The 17,711-nt window shown below is 62.2% G+C and carries 18 protein-coding genes; 4 read left to right on the top strand and 14 right to left on the bottom strand.

The window, feature by feature from the left end; all coding sequences use genetic code 11:
* The 4 genes from BJI47_RS04750 to BJI47_RS04735 form a co-directional block, all read right to left on the bottom strand.
* On the bottom strand, positions 1-903 hold the full coding sequence (locus BJI47_RS04750) for an alpha/beta fold hydrolase (RefSeq protein WP_088942643.1): 903 nt from the start codon (positions 901-903) through the stop codon (positions 1-3).
* A 188-nt stretch (positions 904-1,091) separates the two neighbouring features.
* A complete protein-coding gene (locus tag BJI47_RS04745; protein ID WP_088942642.1) occupies positions 1,092-3,674 on the bottom strand; it encodes a non-ribosomal peptide synthetase in 2,583 nt (860 codons plus the stop codon).
* A 148-nt stretch (positions 3,675-3,822) separates the two neighbouring features.
* The gene (locus BJI47_RS04740) at positions 3,823-6,360 is read right to left on the bottom strand and encodes an ABC transporter permease (protein WP_176224674.1); all 2,538 of its coding nucleotides are present in this window, start codon (positions 6,358-6,360) and stop codon (positions 3,823-3,825) included.
* 2 nt (positions 6,361-6,362) lie between these two features.
* Positions 6,363-7,094 (bottom strand): ABC transporter ATP-binding protein, encoded by a 732-nt coding sequence (locus BJI47_RS04735; protein ID WP_084345758.1) that lies wholly within the window; start codon positions 7,092-7,094, stop codon positions 6,363-6,365.
* Positions 7,095-7,169: 75 nt separating this feature from the next.
* Here BJI47_RS04735 and BJI47_RS04730 point away from each other — a divergent pair, with 75 nt between their 5' ends.
* Positions 7,170-7,934: a deoxyribonuclease IV gene (locus BJI47_RS04730; RefSeq protein WP_088942641.1), complete on the top strand. Its 765-nt coding sequence runs from the start codon at positions 7,170-7,172 to the stop codon at positions 7,932-7,934.
* Here the strand turns inward: BJI47_RS04730 and BJI47_RS04725 are convergent.
* The 3 genes from BJI47_RS04725 to BJI47_RS04715 form a co-directional block, all read right to left on the bottom strand.
* Positions 7,931-8,599: a hypothetical protein gene (locus tag BJI47_RS04725; RefSeq protein ID WP_088942640.1), complete on the bottom strand. Its 669-nt coding sequence runs from the start codon at positions 8,597-8,599 to the stop codon at positions 7,931-7,933. The genes BJI47_RS04730 and BJI47_RS04725 overlap by 4 nt on opposite strands.
* 77 nt (positions 8,600-8,676) lie before the next feature.
* Positions 8,677-9,147, bottom strand: coding sequence for a DUF309 domain-containing protein (locus BJI47_RS04720; protein ID WP_088942639.1), 471 nt, complete (start codon positions 9,145-9,147; stop codon positions 8,677-8,679).
* 6 nt (positions 9,148-9,153) lie between these two features.
* Positions 9,154-10,404: a multidrug effflux MFS transporter gene (locus BJI47_RS04715; protein ID WP_176224678.1), complete on the bottom strand. Its 1,251-nt coding sequence runs from the start codon at positions 10,402-10,404 to the stop codon at positions 9,154-9,156.
* Between the two features lie 114 nt (positions 10,405-10,518).
* On the opposite strand from BJI47_RS04715, the gene BJI47_RS04710 reads away from it, so the two are divergent.
* On the top strand, positions 10,519-10,902 hold the full coding sequence (locus BJI47_RS04710; RefSeq protein WP_088942637.1) for a hypothetical protein: 384 nt from the start codon (positions 10,519-10,521) through the stop codon (positions 10,900-10,902).
* A gap of 20 nt (positions 10,903-10,922) precedes the next feature.
* Here the strand turns inward: BJI47_RS04710 and BJI47_RS04705 are convergent, their stop codons facing one another.
* From BJI47_RS04705 to BJI47_RS04690, 4 genes are all read right to left on the bottom strand, one after another.
* Positions 10,923-11,873, bottom strand: coding sequence for an aldo/keto reductase (locus tag BJI47_RS04705; protein ID WP_088942636.1), 951 nt, complete (start codon positions 11,871-11,873; stop codon positions 10,923-10,925).
* A gap of 58 nt (positions 11,874-11,931) precedes the next feature.
* A complete protein-coding gene (locus BJI47_RS04700; RefSeq protein WP_088942635.1) occupies positions 11,932-12,456 on the bottom strand; it encodes a VOC family protein in 525 nt (174 codons plus the stop codon).
* Between the two features lie 63 nt (positions 12,457-12,519).
* On the bottom strand, positions 12,520-13,395 hold the full coding sequence (locus BJI47_RS04695) for a DNA-3-methyladenine glycosylase 2 family protein (RefSeq protein WP_254900395.1): 876 nt from the start codon (positions 13,393-13,395) through the stop codon (positions 12,520-12,522).
* Between the two features lie 330 nt (positions 13,396-13,725).
* Positions 13,726-14,025 (bottom strand): hypothetical protein, encoded by a 300-nt coding sequence (locus BJI47_RS04690; RefSeq protein WP_254900387.1) that lies wholly within the window; start codon positions 14,023-14,025, stop codon positions 13,726-13,728.
* A gap of 96 nt (positions 14,026-14,121) precedes the next feature.
* Here BJI47_RS04690 and BJI47_RS04685 point away from each other — a divergent pair, with 96 nt between their 5' ends.
* On the top strand, positions 14,122-14,700 hold the full coding sequence (locus tag BJI47_RS04685) for a ribonuclease H (protein WP_088942634.1): 579 nt from the start codon (positions 14,122-14,124) through the stop codon (positions 14,698-14,700).
* Position 14,701: 1 nt separating this feature from the next.
* Here the strand turns inward: BJI47_RS04685 and BJI47_RS04680 are convergent, their stop codons facing one another.
* Both BJI47_RS04680 and BJI47_RS04675 read right to left on the bottom strand, forming a co-directional pair.
* The gene (locus BJI47_RS04680) at positions 14,702-15,166 is read right to left on the bottom strand and encodes a MarR family winged helix-turn-helix transcriptional regulator (RefSeq protein ID WP_088942633.1); all 465 of its coding nucleotides are present in this window, start codon (positions 15,164-15,166) and stop codon (positions 14,702-14,704) included.
* A complete protein-coding gene (locus tag BJI47_RS04675; RefSeq protein WP_088942632.1) occupies positions 15,144-16,238 on the bottom strand; it encodes an LLM class flavin-dependent oxidoreductase in 1,095 nt (364 codons plus the stop codon). Before BJI47_RS04675 ends, BJI47_RS04680 begins: the two co-directional genes overlap by 23 nt.
* 146 nt (positions 16,239-16,384) lie before the next feature.
* Between BJI47_RS04675 and BJI47_RS04670 the strand changes: the two genes are divergently transcribed.
* On the top strand, positions 16,385-16,882 hold the full coding sequence (locus tag BJI47_RS04670) for a hypothetical protein (RefSeq protein WP_125458663.1): 498 nt from the start codon (positions 16,385-16,387) through the stop codon (positions 16,880-16,882).
* A 12-nt stretch (positions 16,883-16,894) separates the two neighbouring features.
* On the opposite strand, the gene BJI47_RS04665 is transcribed toward BJI47_RS04670, so the two are convergent.
* On the bottom strand, positions 16,895-17,707 hold the full coding sequence (locus BJI47_RS04665) for a maleylpyruvate isomerase family mycothiol-dependent enzyme (protein ID WP_088942630.1): 813 nt from the start codon (positions 17,705-17,707) through the stop codon (positions 16,895-16,897).
* Positions 17,708-17,711 lie beyond the last annotated feature (4 nt).

The raw sequence follows: 17,711 nt of genomic DNA, 5'->3' as shown, positions 1-17,711 counted from the left end.
TCAGTCCGACACTGCTGTTGTCGGTGCTGTCTTGACCTTGGAGTTGGCGGTGAGAAATTCGTCGAGAACGCGGAAGAAAAGATCCGGCTCGTCCAGCTGCGGGAAATGTCCTGCGTCGGAGAAGATCTCGACGCGGCTGTTCGGTACTTCCCGCCTGATGTTGTCGGCATGGGAAGCCGGAATCATGCGGTCCTTGCCGCCCCAGATCAGTAGCGATGGGATCGATTCGAATTTCTCGAAGTGCTGCTTGGCGCTGACCGTCTGTCCACGCGGACCGACGACTGCGCGCGTCGAAGCAAGGAATGCTTCGCGGGTCTGTCTGTCGGACACCGACTTGAACGAGCGCCACGTTTCCGCCATGCTCGCACCCGGCCGCACCGGCAGCCCCCATTTGTTCAACTGCCCCATGACGCTCTCGGCGTTCTTTCGTACCCAGTCGGACGCCAGTACCGGAAGCACGAGTTCACTACCGGGCAAGGTGGCGGCCTTGAGTAACAGGCTCACTTCGGTGCCGAGGCCGCCGCTGCTGACGAGCACCAACCGCTCGACCAACCCGGGGAACAGGTAGACGATCTGCATCACGATCCCGCCGCCCAATGAATGGCCGACCATCGACGCGGACTTGATGTTCAGATGTTCGAGCAGATCGCGGATCGTCGCGGCATGCGAGCTGAGTGAATAGTCTCCGGACGGCTTGTCGGATCGGCCGTGGCCGAACAGATCGGGCGCGATGACCCGGTACCGCTCCGACAGACGTTCGATTTGTCCTGCCCAGGACTCGTTCGATCCCAGCAGGCCATGCACCAGCACAATCGGTGGACCATCACCGACGTCGACATAGCGAAGTACGTCTTTGTGCAGTTCGACCGAGGCCATTGGGTAACGCGGTGAGTCCTTGTTCATGAGTCGAGAGCCTCCCGGCTGCGTTGCTACAGCGTCGAAAACCAACGTACGCGTATCAGGGGACCGAGGACAGCTCATCGAGTCCTGGGTCACATTACAAGGCTGCATCGAGGACTGGTAGCCATCACGATGACTGGCGATGGACATCATCAGCGGTCTGCGGCTTCGCCGCCTTTCTATCGAGTCGGTCATCTGTGATCTGTCCGTTCCCGCCGCCTGCGCCTGTGCAATGCGTCGTCGATGATGTCGGCAACTCTGGCGACGATAGGTTCGCGAACCATGTCGATGTGATTGCCAGGAACTTCCCTGATGACGAGATTGCCGTTCGCCAGCGTCTCCCAGGAGCGTCGATCGGAGGTGTTCTCGCCCGTCACGACGACAGTTACCGGGCCGCTCCACGGCTTCGGTCGATGAGCGTCGAGTGCTCGGTAGCCGATGATGCCGAATGCCAGCCAACGTTCGGTGGTCGGAAACCGGACCAACCCCGCCAGTGCCACCGACACCGCCCGGCGAGCGAGCGCGGGAAGGCAGGGTTTACGGAGCGGTGCCCTGTCGGGGGCCGCTTCGAAATCGGTGTTGCCCTCCGACAGCTTGTCCAACATCGTTCGGTACAGGCGAGGGTCGAGCAGAATCAGCTCGGCGACTATGTCACCGCCCGATTCGAGAATGCGAGCCATCTCGAGGGCAATCCATGCCCCGAGTGAATGGCCGACGAGCAGATACGGTCCCTGTGGCTGAATCCGGCGGATCTCGCGGACATATCGACGTGCGGCTCTGCCGATGCTCCGGTCCGGAAGTGCCCTTCTTCCAAGCCCTTTGGCTTGTATCGCATACACGGGACGGTCGTGGTCCAGGTGATTGGCCAGAGGGATGAGTCCGACTGCTGGTACGCCCGCTCCCGCGATGACGAAGAGGGGGGCCGCCGAACCTTCGCTCCGCAGCGGAACCAGAACTCCGTCGTGTGACGACCGTGCGGTGTCCAGATCGGCATCGGCAAGCTTGACATCGACAGTCCGGGCCAAGCTCCGGATGTTCATGGCCTGCGCGAGTTCTTCGGTGGAGATCTCGACATGGAAGGACTGTCGCAGCCCCACCACAATCGTGGTCAAAGCAAGTGAGGTGGCACCCAACTCAGCAAAATCCGCGTCGCGATCTATCTCCTCCAGCCCTATTTCTTGCTGAACTATGTCAGCTATCCATCGTTCGGTGGTCCCATCGAAAGTGTTGTCGGACGCGGACTCCGGCAACACTTCGGAGTCGAAAAGTCTCGAACGATCGACCTTGCCTCGTTCGTTCCGGTCGATCCTGTCTACCCGCGTGATGTGTGTGGGGACCGTCCACTCCGGCAAGTCTCTGCGCAGCGCATCGCGCACTGCGGCTACAGAAGATCGTTCGGAGACGAAGTATGCGACAAGTTCCTTGCCCGATTCGACATCGCGCGCAACGACCGTGGCATCGTCCACCCCGTCGACAGTGCGAAGCGTCGCTTCGACTTCCGTGGGCTCTACCAGGTAGCCGGACACTTTGATCACATCATCGACTCGACCCACGAGATGAAGAACCCCGAACCGATCGATGCGACCTAAATCTCCGGTGAGGTATCGGCGAGTTGCGTCGTGAGTACTGAATCGCGAGTGTGTCAACTCTTCCAGCCCTAGATATCCATCTGCCGACACCGGCGACGAGATCCGAATTTCGCCGATCTCACCCAACTTCCGCGTCCGACCGCCTACTCCGACGATCTCCACGATCTTCCCGTGTGGGCTGTGCCCGGCAGGAATGAACCCGTGGGGAAGAGCCTGGTCCGCGCTGTAGGAGTTATAGGCGACTACACCGGATTCGGTTGTGGCGTACCAGTTGACGAAAGTTGAGTCACTACCGAGCACGGATCGGAAGAAGCGTACGTCGGAAGAGTGAAGCGCTTCGCCGTACGTGGTGACGACGCGAAGTGACGGGATTGTGTTCTCGGGTACCCCGCCTACAAGAGAAGGCGGCACGTTCGAGGTGGCTAGCGTCGTGCGCACGCTACTCACCAGCGAAGGTGAGCAATGCAAAGTCGTGATGGAGCACCGCTCGATCCATGCCGCCAGTTGGTCCGCGTGGACAGCTCGCGGATCGCGGCAATGCACCTGTGCGCCACTGAGAAGACCCGCGAACAGGGTGTTGATGCCGGCGCCGAAGCTCACTGGAAGCACATTCCCAACACGGTCACGTGGCCTGAGCGCCAGGGCCGAGCTGACTTCGTACGCTTTGCTCAGGCACATCCGGTGACTGAGCAGAACTCCCTTGGGGACGCCTGTCGATCCGGAGGTGAATGCGATCATCGCAACTTGATCCCCGGTCACCGTCGGGAGCGGTGCAGCCGAGTCTTCGGCGTCGGAGATGTCGGCAGTGTCCATCCGCAGCGCGGCTGCCTGCTCGACGATGTGCCGGCGTCGAGCCTCGGGCAGGTTGGAGTCGAGAGGTACCAGTGAGTGCCCGGATGCGATGACCGCAAGCATCAACGTGATCGACTCGGTCGTGTTGCGCCCGTCCACCGCGATGGGACTTCGATCGACCTGGGTCAGGTGCGCAATCTTGCGGGCCACTGCATATGTCCGGTGCAAAAGCTGGTCGAAGGTGAGTACGCCGTCGTCGGCGACCAGAGCCGTCGCGTCGGGTAGCGCGTGGGCGACCTCGCACAACCGATCCAGCAGAGTGTCCCGTAGATCGGGTTTGCACATCGGCGCGAGATCGGAGTGTGGGGACGTGTCGGTCGGATGAAGCGACATGCCCCCCCTTGCAGTGCTACAGCCCATTCGGGTCTTGACTAGAAACCGTCGTCGAGTCTGTTTACGCGCTACAAGGTAACCCTAGGGTCGTTTTATGCGCAACCCTTATGACATTGTTACATTCGGACGAGGAGGCGGGCCTCCACGATCAGGCGTCGGCAATGGCCTCCAACGGCCGCGTGCGCGCAGCTCTGGCGGCAGGCCATAGGGCCGCTCCGACTCCGACGATTGCCGACCCGATCAGCATCCCGATGACCTGCCCCCACGGAACCGTCATGACTCCGAGGCCTTCATCGCGAAGAGTTCGCACGAAACCCCAGCCGAACACTATTCCGAGGACCAGTCCGACGATGGCACCGAACAGCGCTATCAAGAGTGACTCGAGATAGATGGTGCGACGCACCTGGGCACGTTGCATCCCGACAGCCCGCAACATCCCGATCTCTCGACGGCGTTCGACAACGGAGAGAGCGAGTGTGTTGACGATGCCGAGGATCGCGATCACGACGGCCAACGCGAGAAGCCCGTACAGAACTGCGAGCAGAGTATCGATCTGCTGGCTCTGACTGCCCTTGAATTGCTCGCGATCCTGTACCTGCACGACGACGAACGGCTTCGTCGACGCCTCGAGGTCGCTGCGTAGGGCATCGAGATCGGTGCCTGCAGCCGCACCGACGAGAACCACGATGTCCGAGCGCACGATGCTCGGGGTCACCTGCTGGTAGACGCTCTCGGATACGAGCCAGTCACCGACCAGAGGACTGTCCTCGTAGATGCTGGTGACGGTCACCGGAACGCGTACACCGTCGAACGAGTCGAAGTCCACCACGGTCCCCAGCTGCCAGTTCTTCTCGCTGGACGCCGACTGCGAGACAGCGATGCTGTTGCCGGAGAGTTCTGGATCGCCCTCGACGACCGTTCGATCGAACAAGCCGTCGGGAGTTCCGTCGAGGGCAACCCCGAAGGTGGGTTCTCCCGAGATGTTCACCTGTACCGGGTGCAGAATTGCTACCTTGTCCACCCCGGGGGTGTTGCGGGCGGCTTGACCTGCCCCGACGGGTACACCGATGGCTTGAGGTCCGCTCAGGATGTAGTCCGCTTCGATTCCAGTGTCGACGAGCTCGTCCACGCTGGCTTTCGCCGAGGCGCCGAGTACACCGATGACGGAGACGAGCATCAGGCCGAGCATCAGAGCGAAAGCTGTTGCGGCCGTGCGGCGAGGGTTGCGGACCGAGTTGGTCCTTGCGAGACGGCCGATCGCCCCGAAAGGCCGAGTGAGCACCGATCCCAAGGTGCCGACGATCGGACGCGAGAGTGACGGCGCGGCCAACGCGACGGCGATGATGACGGCGACGGCTCCGACTCCGACGGTGCCGGCAGCGGCTCCACCTGTCGATTGTGCGCCCACGACCAGTGCAACCGCGCCGAGCGCGCCGATCACGATCCCGAAGATCGTGCGCATACGAAGACTGTCACCCGCAGAGGCGAACTCTTCTCGCATGGCCGCGATCGGTGGGATCTTGGCGGCACGACGGGCCGGCGCGTAGGCGCTCAGTACCGTCACGACGATCCCGACGAGGAAGGCGACGAAGACGGTTCTCGGTTCGAGAGCGAGTGCGCCAGAGGGCAATCCGACGTCGAAGGCATTGAGCAGAGCACGCAGGCCGTAGGCGAGCCCTACGCCGCCGGCGAACCCCAGTGCGCTACCGATGATTCCGACGATGAGCGCTTCGAACACTACCGAGCGGCTGACCTGGCTGCGGCTTGCGCCGATGGCACGGAGCAATGCGAGTTCGCGGACTCGCTGCGCCACGATCATCGAGAAAGTGTTGTAGATGATGAATGTGCCGACGAGTAGGGCGATGCCGCCGAATGCCAGCAAGAAGTAGTTCACGAAGGACAACGCGGATTCGATTTGGTCCTGAGCCTCGGCGCGTACCTCGTCTGCTGTCTGCACCTTGGCATCCGGTAGCGCGGCGGCGATCTCCTCGCGTAGATCGGCCTGGGTCATGCCCTTTGCCGCGAGATCGTTACCAGCGACGTCGTAGTACTGGACATGCGAGCCGTCCGAGAACAGCTCGTTCGCTTGGCTCTGCAGGAACTGGACTCCGATATAACCGCCGGATTCGGTCGCGGTGTCGTAGATTCCGGTCACCGTGACATCGACCGTGCCCTTGGCCGGAATGAGGACCTGCGTCGAGTCCCCGACGGTGAGGCCGGACCTCTCTGCGCCACCCTCGTTGATGGCGACTTCACCGGGGGCAGTGGGCGCGGCACCGGAGAGGAAGTCTTCTTTCGCTCCGAGTCGCTGCTCGTCGGGGATGTAGGCCTCCCCGATGGTGGGCGCACCGCCGGACTGAACTGTCGCCCCGGACTTGTCGAGAACGACGATCTGTCCACCGACGTAGGGCATCACTGCGGCCACGTTCGGTAGGGCCTCCATGGTCGCGGCATCCTGGGTGGGGACTCCGCTCGAGCCGGCTTCTTCCGCACTGACCCGAACATCCGCACCTGCCGCGGTGTCGGAGAAAATCGAGGAGAACGTGCGCTGCAGGGTATCGGTGAACACGAACGAACCTGCGACGAAGGCCGTTCCGAGTACGACGGACAGGACCGTGAGTGCAAGACGAACTTTGTGTGCGGCAAGATTTCTCAGTGAAACCTTGCGCATGGGATTGGCGGCCATGATCAGACCGTCTCCAGCTGCTTCATGCGGTCGAGGACTGTCTCGGCTGTTGGATTCGCCAGTTGATCGATGACAGCGCCGTCGGCCAGGAACACGACGCGGTCGGCGTAGCTGGCCGCGCGCGGATCGTGGGTGACGATCACTACCGTCTGATCGAAGTCGTCGGCCGCGGCGCGCAGAATGCTCAACACCTCGCCGGAGGAACGCGAGTCCAAGTTGCCGGTCGGCTCGTCGCCGAAGACGATGTCAGGTCGGCCTGCGAGTGCTCGCGCGCAGGCGACGCGCTGCTGCTGTCCTCCTGACAGTTCGCTCGGGCGATGATCGAGACGATCGCCGATCCCGAGCTTGCTCACCACGGTGTCCAACCATTCCTTGTCCGGCGTGCGGCCGGCGATGTCGAGCGGAAGGGTGATGTTCTCCAGTGCCGTCAGGGTGGGGACGAGGTTGAACGACTGGAACACGAAACCGATTCGGTCTCTGCGCAATCCGGTCATCTGCTTGTCGGTCAGGTCGGTCAGTTCGGTGTCACCGATCGTCACGGTTCCCGACGTTGCAGAGTCCAGGCCCGCAAGGCAGTGCATCAGTGTGGATTTTCCCGAACCGGAGGGGCCCATTATCGCTGTGAACTCGCCGCGCGCGAACTCCACGCTCACCTCGCGCAGAGCGTGGACTTGGGTATCCCCGGAGCCGTAGGTTTTGGTCAGGGCGATCGCGCTGGCGGCGATATCAGTCATAGTGTTCAGTATTTCAGTGTTCGGGAGTCTTCACTATCGGGGGACACCCTGAGGGCGCCCACCTATCATGGATACATGCGAATCGGGGCACACGTCCGCGACTCCGCCGACCCAATCGGTTCCGCGGAGAGTTTCGGCGTCGATCTGGTTCAGCTTTTTCTCACCGATCCGCAGAAGTGGAACAAGCTCGAACCCCACCCCCAGGGCGAGGACTTGAAAGCCGGCAGCATCGACGTCGTGGTGCATTCGTCGTATGTCTTGAACGTGGCGAGCCTGAACAACCGGATCAGAATTCCTTCGCGCAAGGCAGTGATCGAGCAGGCTGCGGCCGCTGCCGAGATCGGCGCGATCGGTCTGGTCGTGCACGGCGGTCACGTGCGTGATGGTGAGGACACCACGAAAGGCGTCGAGAACTGGCGCAAGCTGTTCGAGCGCCAGGAGGAGGTGGGCGGCTTCGGCGTGCCCATCTTCATCGAGAACACAGCGGGCGGAGATTTCGCCATGGCTCGCCACTTCGACGACATTGCGCGGTTGTGGGACGCCGTCGGCGAGTTCGGTGCCGGTTTCTGCCTCGATACATGCCACGCCTGGGCGGGAGGCGAAGAGCTCGTCGGCGTCGTGGATCGAATCAAAGTCATCACTGGCCGAATAGACCTGGTTCACCTCAATAATTCGCGCGACGAGTTCGGCTCTGCGCGCGATCGGCATGCCAACCTCGCCGACGGAAAGATCGATGCCGACCTGTTGGTCGCGGTCGCCGAGGCAGCAGGCGCTCCGGTGATCCTCGAAACACCCGCCGACGGGCTGGCCGAGGACGTTCGATTTCTGAAGAGCCTCTAGAGGAACATCGAGATCGTCTTCTCCCAGAAGCGTTCGAAGTCGTCGACGTCCGCGCAGGAGAAGACTCGGCTGTTCCAGCGGAACTCGGTGTCCACCATCGTGACTCCGTCGATGTCGACGACGTCGCAGGTGACGGACAGGTTGTGGGTCAATGGGTCACTGTCGTCGGGGACAGCTCTACCGGCACCGTACTCGAACGAAATCTGAGCGCCGGCTCTGCGAGCCAGCACTGGAGGGCTCAGGACGTGCTTGGCGGTGCCGAAGTCCAAGCCGTCGTTGGGGGCCGCGGCGATGCGGCGACGGACTTCGGAGTCGAGTACGTCGACATCGCCGGTGGACGGGAGGCGAACCGGGAAGAAACCACGATCCTCAGATGCGATGTCGCGATTGCCGAATTGGCCGGTTTCGATGTCGACGAGCACTCCGGAGGTGCAGTTGCGACAGCGATCGCTCTGCCACGAACCGATGGTGGCGGCGAGAACGGCAAGCAGGGTGGTGGCGGGTGGATGATGCGCACCCGCCCATTGGGTACGAGAGGACGTGACGACCGAGGAGTCGATCGTGTCTATCCGGGGATCGGTGCGACGGCTTCCGAACGGCCGTTCTTCGGGAGTGAGAACTGCAACCCAGTAAGGAACCTGCGCCGCTGCGGACTGTGCTGTCACCGAATGCCTTCCGCTCAGTGTCGCCTAACCTAACTAATCTCACTTTAGCGAGATCGGGACCGATTGGCGAGGGGGGGTCAACCGAGAAGTCGAGGAGCCGAAGGTGACGGCAGAAAATCTTTGTCGTTCAGCCGGTCCAGCAGCTCTTGCGACCACACGAGCAGACCCGCCACATCGAGTCCGTAAGGCGGATCGACTTCGTAACCGCGGATACGATCGTGGCCTTGTGCAAGCAGTGATCGAGCTCCCACGGCGTTACCACGTAGGAGGTGCGTCAGGCCTACGGCGAGCTGAGCGAGACCTTGCCAGAGCATCTCCTCCGATTCCGGGGAGTCCTTCCACGTTCCTTCGAGAATTTCGTGGGCATGGAACGGCATGTCGGCATCGAGTAATTGTTGTGCTTTCGCGATGGACTCGTGCGGCGGAAGCCGGAGGTCATCCGGGATCCGTTCGACACCGATTGCATCGCGCGCGAGCGGGCGTCCCAAACCGTCACGGGGGCGTGCATTCAGCGGTTTACCGTAGGCATCGCGTTCTCGTTCCGGCATGTGCGGTCACACCTTGCTGGTCGTCGTCACCGTGTGGGTCGTCGCGGTGTGGGTCGTTGCGGTCGGGGTCTTCGCTGTTACTGCAATCAGCGCGAGAAGCGCAATCGTGGAGGCACCGACCATCGTCACCGATACTGCCACGGCATCGTTGCCGAGAACACCGACTACCGGTGCGACTATGGCGCCGGAGCCGAACTGTGCAGCGCCGAGCAGGGCCGCGGCAGTTCCTGCGGCTTCACCGTGCCGGGACAGTGCCAGGGCAGGTGCGTTCGGCATGACGAATCCGACTGCGCCGAGGACGAACCACAGCGGGATCAGGAAGCCGAATATTCCGCCGATGTCGCCGACCGCGAGGGCGGCCATCACTGCGGCGGCGAGCACGCCCGCCGACAACGCGCTGATCACGATGCGCACCGGTGTGAAGTGGGCGAGGAGAACGACGTTGAGCTGTGAGGCACCGATCAGGGCGATCGCACCGAGCGCGAATACGACAGCGAACTGCTGCTCGTCGAGTTCGAATTGCTCCTGGAGCACGAACGACGAGCCTGCGACATAGGCGAAGAGGGCGGACATCGCGAGAGCGGCGACCAGCACGAGTACGACGAACTGTCCGTCGCGCAGGAGGCCACCGTAAGTGCGGACCACCGGCATGATGCCGCGACTGCGACGCCGCTGCGGTGGCAGGGATTCACGAAGTGAGAACACAGCGAGGACGAGCAAAGCCACACCGAGCACGGCAAGGACACCGAACACCCAGCGCCATGAGCCGGCAAGAAGTACCGCCCCACCCAGCGATGGCGCCAGGACCGGCGCAACACCCATGACCAGCATCAGGCGGGAGAGAACGGTTGCGGCGGCTCTACCGGTGAACAGATCGCGTACGACGGCCATTGCGACGACCGCAGCTGCCGCTGCGCCGAGGCCTTGCAGCCCACGAAAGAGACCGAGGACGGCGACATTGGGAGCGAAGACGCACAACAGTGATGCGACGACGTGGACTGCTGTGCCGACGATGAGTGGCAGCCGACGGCCGATGATGTCGGACAGTGGACCGATGACGAGCTGGCCGAGGGCCAATCCGATCAGTGTTCCGGTCAGCGTGAGCTGCACTGCGGCCGAGGACGAGTTCAGATCGTCGACGATCGCCGGAAGCGCAGGGAGGTACATGTCGATGGTCAGTGGGCCCAGCGCGATGAGCGCACCGAGAACCAGGATGACTCTCAGTCGCTCGGACGATGTCGGCTCGGTGAGGACCACTGCTGGTTGGTCGACAGTCGCTGTTCGTTCCGGGGCTCGAGACACCCAAAGGTCAGCAACGGAGATGGCCGATATGTTCCCGAGCGGGAAGCGTTGGGGCTAGAGTCCGCAATCGTGACCACGCCAGAGGACAGTCCCCGGCAGGCTATCGCCAGGGCGTACATCGACTCCTTGCTCTCCCATGATCCGAGCGCAGTGAAGTTCGCGCCCCACGCACGCCGCGTAGAGAACGGGTTGACCACCGGATTCTCCGGCCCCGGGTTGATCAAGGCGCTCGGTAATGCGTTCTATTACCGCGCGATCATCGCGATCCGGAACATCGAACTCACCGAATCCGGAGACACGGTCTACTCGACCTTCCTCATCGATGCGGGATTGCGCGGCAAGCGGATGGTGACCGTCTCAGTAAAAGAAAGCTTCCTGATACCGGACGGCACCATCCACCACATTCGCGCCAAACTTCGCGTCCCCTTCAAGCGGGCACGCGCAACCGCCTGAAACGCCGGTGTAGAGCCTGCCTACGCGGACACGGCCGCTGACGTCGCGTCGAGCCGGGCAAGCTCGTCGGTCGACAAGGTCAACGCCGGGGCAGCCATCAGCGCGGGCAGCTGAGAGATTGTGCTGGCGCTCGCGATAGGCGCGGTAACAGTCGGCTGATGCAGCAGCCACGCGAGCGCAACGGTGGCGATCTCTTCTTCGTGAGCGTCGGCGATCTCGCTCAGCGCATCGACGACCTCGAGTCCCTTGTCGGTGAAGTAGCTTTTGGCGAGCTGCTTCCGGGGCTGGCCACCCTCTAGATCCTCGCGCACGCGGTATTTTCCGGTCAAGAACCCCGACGCCAGAGAGAAGTAAGGAAAGACCCCGAGATCGTTGTCGGCGGCGAGTGGCGCAAGGTCGGATTCGTAGGCATTCCGAGTGACCAGATTGTAGTGCGGCTGCAGGGCGATCGGTGCGGCGAAACCGTTGTCGTGTGCGACCTTCAACCATTCCGCGATGCGATCGGCCGAGAAGTTGGAGATCGCGACGTACCGGACCTTGCCGTCCTGGATCAGCGAATCGAACGCAGCGAGCGTGTCCACGAGTGGGGCGTCGCCGGAATCGGTATGGGCGAAGTAGACGTCGATGTGATCGCTTTGTAGCCGCTTCAACGACGCCTCGGCCGCGGCGGCGATGTTCTTCGGTGTCAGTCCCTTGAACTCGGGATGTTGGGCGACCTTGGTGGCGATGACGACGTCGTCGCGGTTACCTCGGGCGGCAGTCCAGTTCCCGATGACGGATTCGGATTCGCCACCCGAGTTGCCGTCGACGAACGCGGTGTACGAGTCGGCCGTGTCGATGAAGTTTCCACCACCGGCGGTGAACGCGTCGAGAATCTCGAAAGACGTGCTTTCGTCGCTGGTCCAGCCGAAGGTGTTGCCACCGAGAGCCAGTGGAAAAATGTCGAGGTTCGAATGTCCGATTGCTACCACCAAATACTCCTTCAGTCGTCCGAAACCAATCGTGCCGGTGACACCGATCAGGTGTTACTTATTCCGCTCGGGCGACAACCGGGCTGGAGATACCGATGCCGCTGGCGGTGTCGATACCGTATCGCTCGATCTCGGCGTCGAGATCCAGCGGCCGAATCGAGGCGCTCGCCTCGATGGTGTACGCGTCGAGCAGGTCCAGTGGAACCAACCAGACGATCTCGAATTCGAGACCGTCGGGATCCTTGCCGTAGAGGCTCTTGGTGGTGCCATGGTCGGATGCGCCTACGAGTCCGCCTGCGGCCGAAAGTTTCTGGGCGATGTCGGCCAAGTCTGCCAATGTCTGAACTTCCCACGCCAAGTGGTACAGGCCGGCAGTGCTCCCGGATTTGTGTGCGACCGGCCCACCGGCCGCGTGGAAGAGTCCGAGGTCGTGGTCGTTGGAGCTCGCACTTGCCTGCATGAAGGCGGCGGAGGTACCTATCCGCATTGTGGTCCGAAAACCGAGGACGTCGGTATAGAACGTAACCGACCTCTCGACGTTCCCGACGTAGAGGACGGCGTGATTGAGACGTTGGATTGGCATGGGGACCTCGATTGCTAGTGAACTTGAAGCTTCAACTAACTGTACTCCACGATGCGGATGATGTCAGTGACCGGTGTGGTCGACGAGCGGCGTGCGAGGTCCGAACTTCGGTTTGACGGCCTTGCCGCTCACTGCAAGAAGGCGCACCGCCCGAAACCTGTGTGGTGCAAGAGGTTCGAGGTACTCGACCATGCCGGAATCGTCGAGGGGGCGTCCCAGCAAGGACCAACCCACGACGGCAGCCAAGTGATAGTCACCCACGGACAACGCGTCGGGATCTCCGAATGCGCGTTGCGCGACCTCAGCGGCGGTCCAGACGCCGACCCCCGGAATCGCCCGCAGCCGACGCATCGCGTCCGCGGCGGACATCGTCGCAGTCTCTTCGAGCCTGCCGGCCGACTGGGCGCAGCGAACTATGGCCTTGGACCTGGCCGGATCTACATTCGCCAGATGAAACTCCCACGATGGGATCATGCGCCACACCTCCGCTGCGGGTGGCACGAACATCGGCTTCGGCGTCGGCCCAGGGGCGCGCTCGCCGAACTTGGTGACGAGTCGGCGCCACGACGCGAATGCTGAAATCCCGTGCACACGCTGTTCCAGAATGGCCGGCACCAACGCTTCCATGACAAGGCCGGTGCGGCCGAGTCGGAGGTGTGGAAACTCCCGATGTGCCTGAATCAGCGTCGGATGCTCGGGCGCGAAATCGGACGCGTCGTCGTCGATGCCCAGTAGGGCGGGCAGCATGCCCGTGAACTCTGCAGCGCCGGGTCCCCAGGCTTCGCTTCGAACGCTGAACCGTGAAATTTGCGTCAAGCGGTATGTGAGAAGGCCTGTTTTCAGACGTGAGGTTCGCCACACCGAGCCCGCTGAGTCGCGCTCGAAAGTGGGGTCACCTTTGCCTCGACGAAGCGGGGAAAGCGTCATCGCCACGTCCATCGGGTGCTCCGAAACGAACTCGGTCACGACCGAGTTCGTGGCGGCGTGGAGATCGGAGGACATCATGTCCGATCGAGCCTAGCGCTCAGAACCGACCGGCGACCGAAACGACGGTTCGACCGGTGTTCCGGCGCTATCGGATCTGGTCGAAAGCGGATTGGGCGTCGGACACGGGAATCTCCGCCGTGCGCGGCGAGGTGTCTCGGACGTATATCGGTGTCGAGTTGCTGCCAGATTGCCCGCCCACGCTCGACTGCTGTCAGGGGAACGACGCACTCTGCCGGTATGCGGGCGAATTCGGAGTAACCACCGTGTTGCGCAGCGCCGATGTCATACCCGTGAGCGACCTCGGATTGCCCGCCAGTGAAGTCGCTGCTCGTGGAATCGACGACGGGTCCGCGATATCGCTTCCGGGAATGATCGGATTTCGCGTACGACGCCATTTTTCGGAGTGATCGCCAAAGCGTCGTCGAAGTCGACCGACGAATACTGCACAGCGATGGTGACTACGCCCGATCGGTCGGCGGGCGCCGGTGGAAACGACAAGTCCACCGATTCCGGAGCGAGCACGATCCCGTCGGATTCCCGGGCGACAAGAGCTTCGAACGACGAGGGCACGCAATTGCTCACACGTGATGATCCTGCCGGTTTCAGTTTCGCACCGACACTATCCAATCCAGCGCGGCGCCTGTTGTTTGTCGGAGGACCGAAGTAGGGTCCTGCTTCGTGATCATTGTGAGTACGGACGGCTCGTGTCTGCGTAATCCGGGAGGCGCAATCGGGTGGGCTTGGGTCGATCACACCGGTCCCAGCAACTCCGGCGGCGAGCCGTCGGGAACCAATCAGATCGCCGAGTTACGGGCTCTCCTCGAAGCAATTCTCGCCCATCCCGGCGACGAGCCGTTGTCCATCGAGTCGGATTCCCAGTACGCCATCAAGTGCGCATCCGAATGGCTTCCCGGATGGAAGCGCAAAGGGTGGATAACCTCCTCCGGTTCCCCGGTCAGCAACATCGAACTCATCAAGAGCATCGATGCCGCGATCACCGAGCGCACCGGGCCGGTCCGGTTCCGTTGGGTACGCGGACACGTCGGAAATCACTTCAACGAAGCTGCCGACGCTCTGGCCGGTGAAGCCGCGCGCGCCGTCGCCGCTTCCGGAGCAGTGGCAACGGCCGGGAAGGCTGCGCCTGCGAAGGCTGTACCTGCGAAGGCTGCGCCTGCGAAGGTTGCGCCGAACAAGCCGGTTGCGAGCAAGCAAGCCAAGGCCGCACAACCTGCCGACGAGGTAGCGACTCTCTTCTAGCTCACTCCCCGATGTCGACCTGTGCGAGTCGGAGTTTGGTGCACAGCCTTTCGAGCTGGGCCAATTCCTGGTCGTCGAGTGCCTCGCCGACATACCGCCGTATTCGGGAAACGTGTTTGAGGCCGATAGACCGCTGGACCGCAAGTCCCTTGTCGGTGAGTGCGACGACAGTTCCACGCTTGTCGTCCGGATCCTGCTGTCGGGCTACATATCCCAGCTTTTCGAGCCGCTCGCACATCCTGCTGAGCGAGGGTTGACTGAGCAGGATTTCGCGATTCAGATCATGAAGCCGAAGCCCCGATTCGGGACACTTGCTCAATGTGAACAGGACGTCGTATTCGCGCAGGCTGATCGGATCCCAGATGTCGTCGGCGGTGAACCGACGCATCAGAGATACCTGGGAGCGAAACAAGGCCTCCCAGGCATCGACTGCCAGCTCGGTGCTAGACGGAGACACTGACAGCATTCTTTTTCGCAAGCATCGTCGAGTGCGTTGGCGGGTTCTCCGGGACTCCTTCGGGGCGACGTGCAGCGAATTCCTTGCGCAGTGTCGGCACCACTTCCTCGCCGAGAAGGTCGAGCTGCTCGAGTACGGTCTTCAGGGGCAGCCCAGCGTGATCCATCAGGAACAACTGGCGTTGGTAGTCACCGAAGAAGTCTGCGAACGCCAACGTCTTCTCGATCACCTGCTGCGGTGAACCGACCGTCAGTGGGGTCTGCTCGGTGAACTCCTCCATGGTCGGGCCGTGTCCGTACACGGGCGCGTTGTCGAAGTATGGACGGAACTCGTTCACCGCATCCTGACTGTTCTTCCTCATGAACGCCTGGCCACCGAGGCCGACGATCGCCTGGTCTGCGCGGCCGTGTCCGTAGTGCTCGTAGCGTTCGCGGTAGAGATCGATGAGCGCAATGTAGTGCTCCTTCGGCCAGAAGATGTTGTTCGCGAAGAATCCGTCGCCGTGGTACGCCGCGATCTCGGCTATCTCCGGGCTCCGAATCGAACCGTGCCAGACGAACGGCGGAATGTCGTCGAGTGGGCGGGGCGTGGAGGTGAAGTTGTCGAGCGGGGTGCGGAAGTTGCCCTTCCAGGTGACGACATCCTCGGTCCACAGGCGTCGGAGCAGCTGGTAGTTCTCGAGGGCCAGTGGAATGCCCTGACGGATGTCCTGACCGAACCATGGATACACCGGTGCCGAGTTGCCGCGGCCCATGATGAGGTCGACGCGTCCTTCGGAGAGATGCTGAAGCATTGCGTAGTCCTCGGCGATCTTCACCGGGTCGTTGGTGGTGATCAGTGTCGTGGACGTGGAAAGAATCAGCTTCTCGGTCTGGGCAGCAATGTATCCGAGCATCGTCGTCGGTGAGGACGGTACGAATGGACGGTTGTGATGTTCTCCCGTCGCGAAGACGTCGAGGCCGACGTCCTCGGCGTGCTTGGCGATGGTGACCATCGCCTTGATGCGCTCATGCTCGGCGGGCGCCTGCCCTGTGGTCGGGTCGACCGTGACGTCGCCGACGGTGAAGATTCCGAATTGCATGTCTGCTCCTAGCACCGAGTTGTCGAGACTAAAGTTCATGCGTTTGCATTGACTTCTACGGTAACCAGGTACCCGTGAGAACTATTCCGTTCGCCAGGAAAAAGAAATTTTCAACCCTGACCCATCCGCCTTCCCACCTGCGGCGAATGAACAATGAGACACCCGCTGCTGCTGTCGCCCCCGACCGCCGTCAGCAGTGGGTGTCTCTCTTACTTTCTTCAGTCAGCTCGCACAGTCTGCTCGAAATCCTCGCCATGTCGAGGCCGCCACATCCCGCTGCGAAGCTCGCGGTGGCCGAACGAATCACGGAGTCATCACGTGCAGCGTTCGGACAAGCGACCTCCGGCGATCCCGTGGAGACGACGGTCGCCTATCTGGCAGATCTCCTGACCGAACGTGCGGATCAACTGAGAGCACGGCACGCGCTGACCATCGATCCGACCGTCGATCCCGCTGCACGCGAGCGTCTGGCGCGGTGTCTGTTTTCAGTCGAGGGTGCCGTTGAGCTGCTCGGCGACGAAGGGCAAGGAGAGGGATTTCTCGCCTTGTGCGAAGGGCTCATCGCGGTTGCGTTGATGCGTGGGTACCGAGCCGAGTCTCTACGTGCCCCGGTAGCCAGATATCTCGACGGCCCCGGGGCGTAGCGCGGGCAGGAACTATTTGGTGAACGCCAACGATTGGACGATCTGCAGGCCGAGCGCCTCATCGCCGAGAGTTTCGATCCGGTCGAGCGCAACGGAAGCGTCGATCCGGCCACCACACAGTCTTGTAAAATCCCCGGTCGGCAGCACGATCGTGACCGTCGCGGGGCCGGCCAGTTCTTCGACGACCTGTGCTCGCCCGGTGACGTCGACGTGCGCGCGGCGGGGCCGGCTACCGGTCAGGTCGAAGGTGACCGACGAGCCGTCGGGTGCTTTGCCTAGTTTGCCGACGATGTATCCGAGTCCTTGGACGATTTCGTCGACCGAGTAGTCGGCGGAGACGCTGTCCATACCGCCGGGCGTCCCGATGGCGTCGCGGATGTCCTGCTCGTGCATCCAGCAGTCGAATACTCGGATACGCATGAATCGTCCGTACGTCGCTTGTCCGGCGGGGGTCCACGAAGGTGCTGCGAAGTCCTCGTCCGACATCGCTTCGAGCGTCCGAGCTCGATCGCCCGTGACCGTCCGGAACCGCTCGATCAACTCGGCGGGGCTCAGTAGACTGAACGCCTGAATCCACTTTTCGTTGAGCACGCCCATGTCGTTGTGTACGTGCGCGAGTGTGCTGACGTCGATGTCGGATCCAGGAGGCGTTTGCCCGGCGAGCGAGAGCTCGGTGCCGACGATATGCGCGATCACATTGTGAACGCTCCAGCCCGGGCAGGGCGTGGTAGCGGCCCACTGGTCTTCGTCCAGATCGCGCACCAGCGCGTCGATGGATGCCCACTCCTCGACGAGTGCCTTTACGATGCTGTCCTTGTCGATCACTGTG

Origin of the sequence: Rhodococcus sp. 1168 (assembly GCF_002091955.1) — a bacterium.
Lineage (GTDB): Bacteria > Actinomycetota > Actinomycetes > Mycobacteriales > Mycobacteriaceae > Rhodococcoides.
The sequence above is the reverse complement of the archived record's forward strand: the minus strand, read 5'-3'. Positions and strand labels throughout refer to the sequence as shown.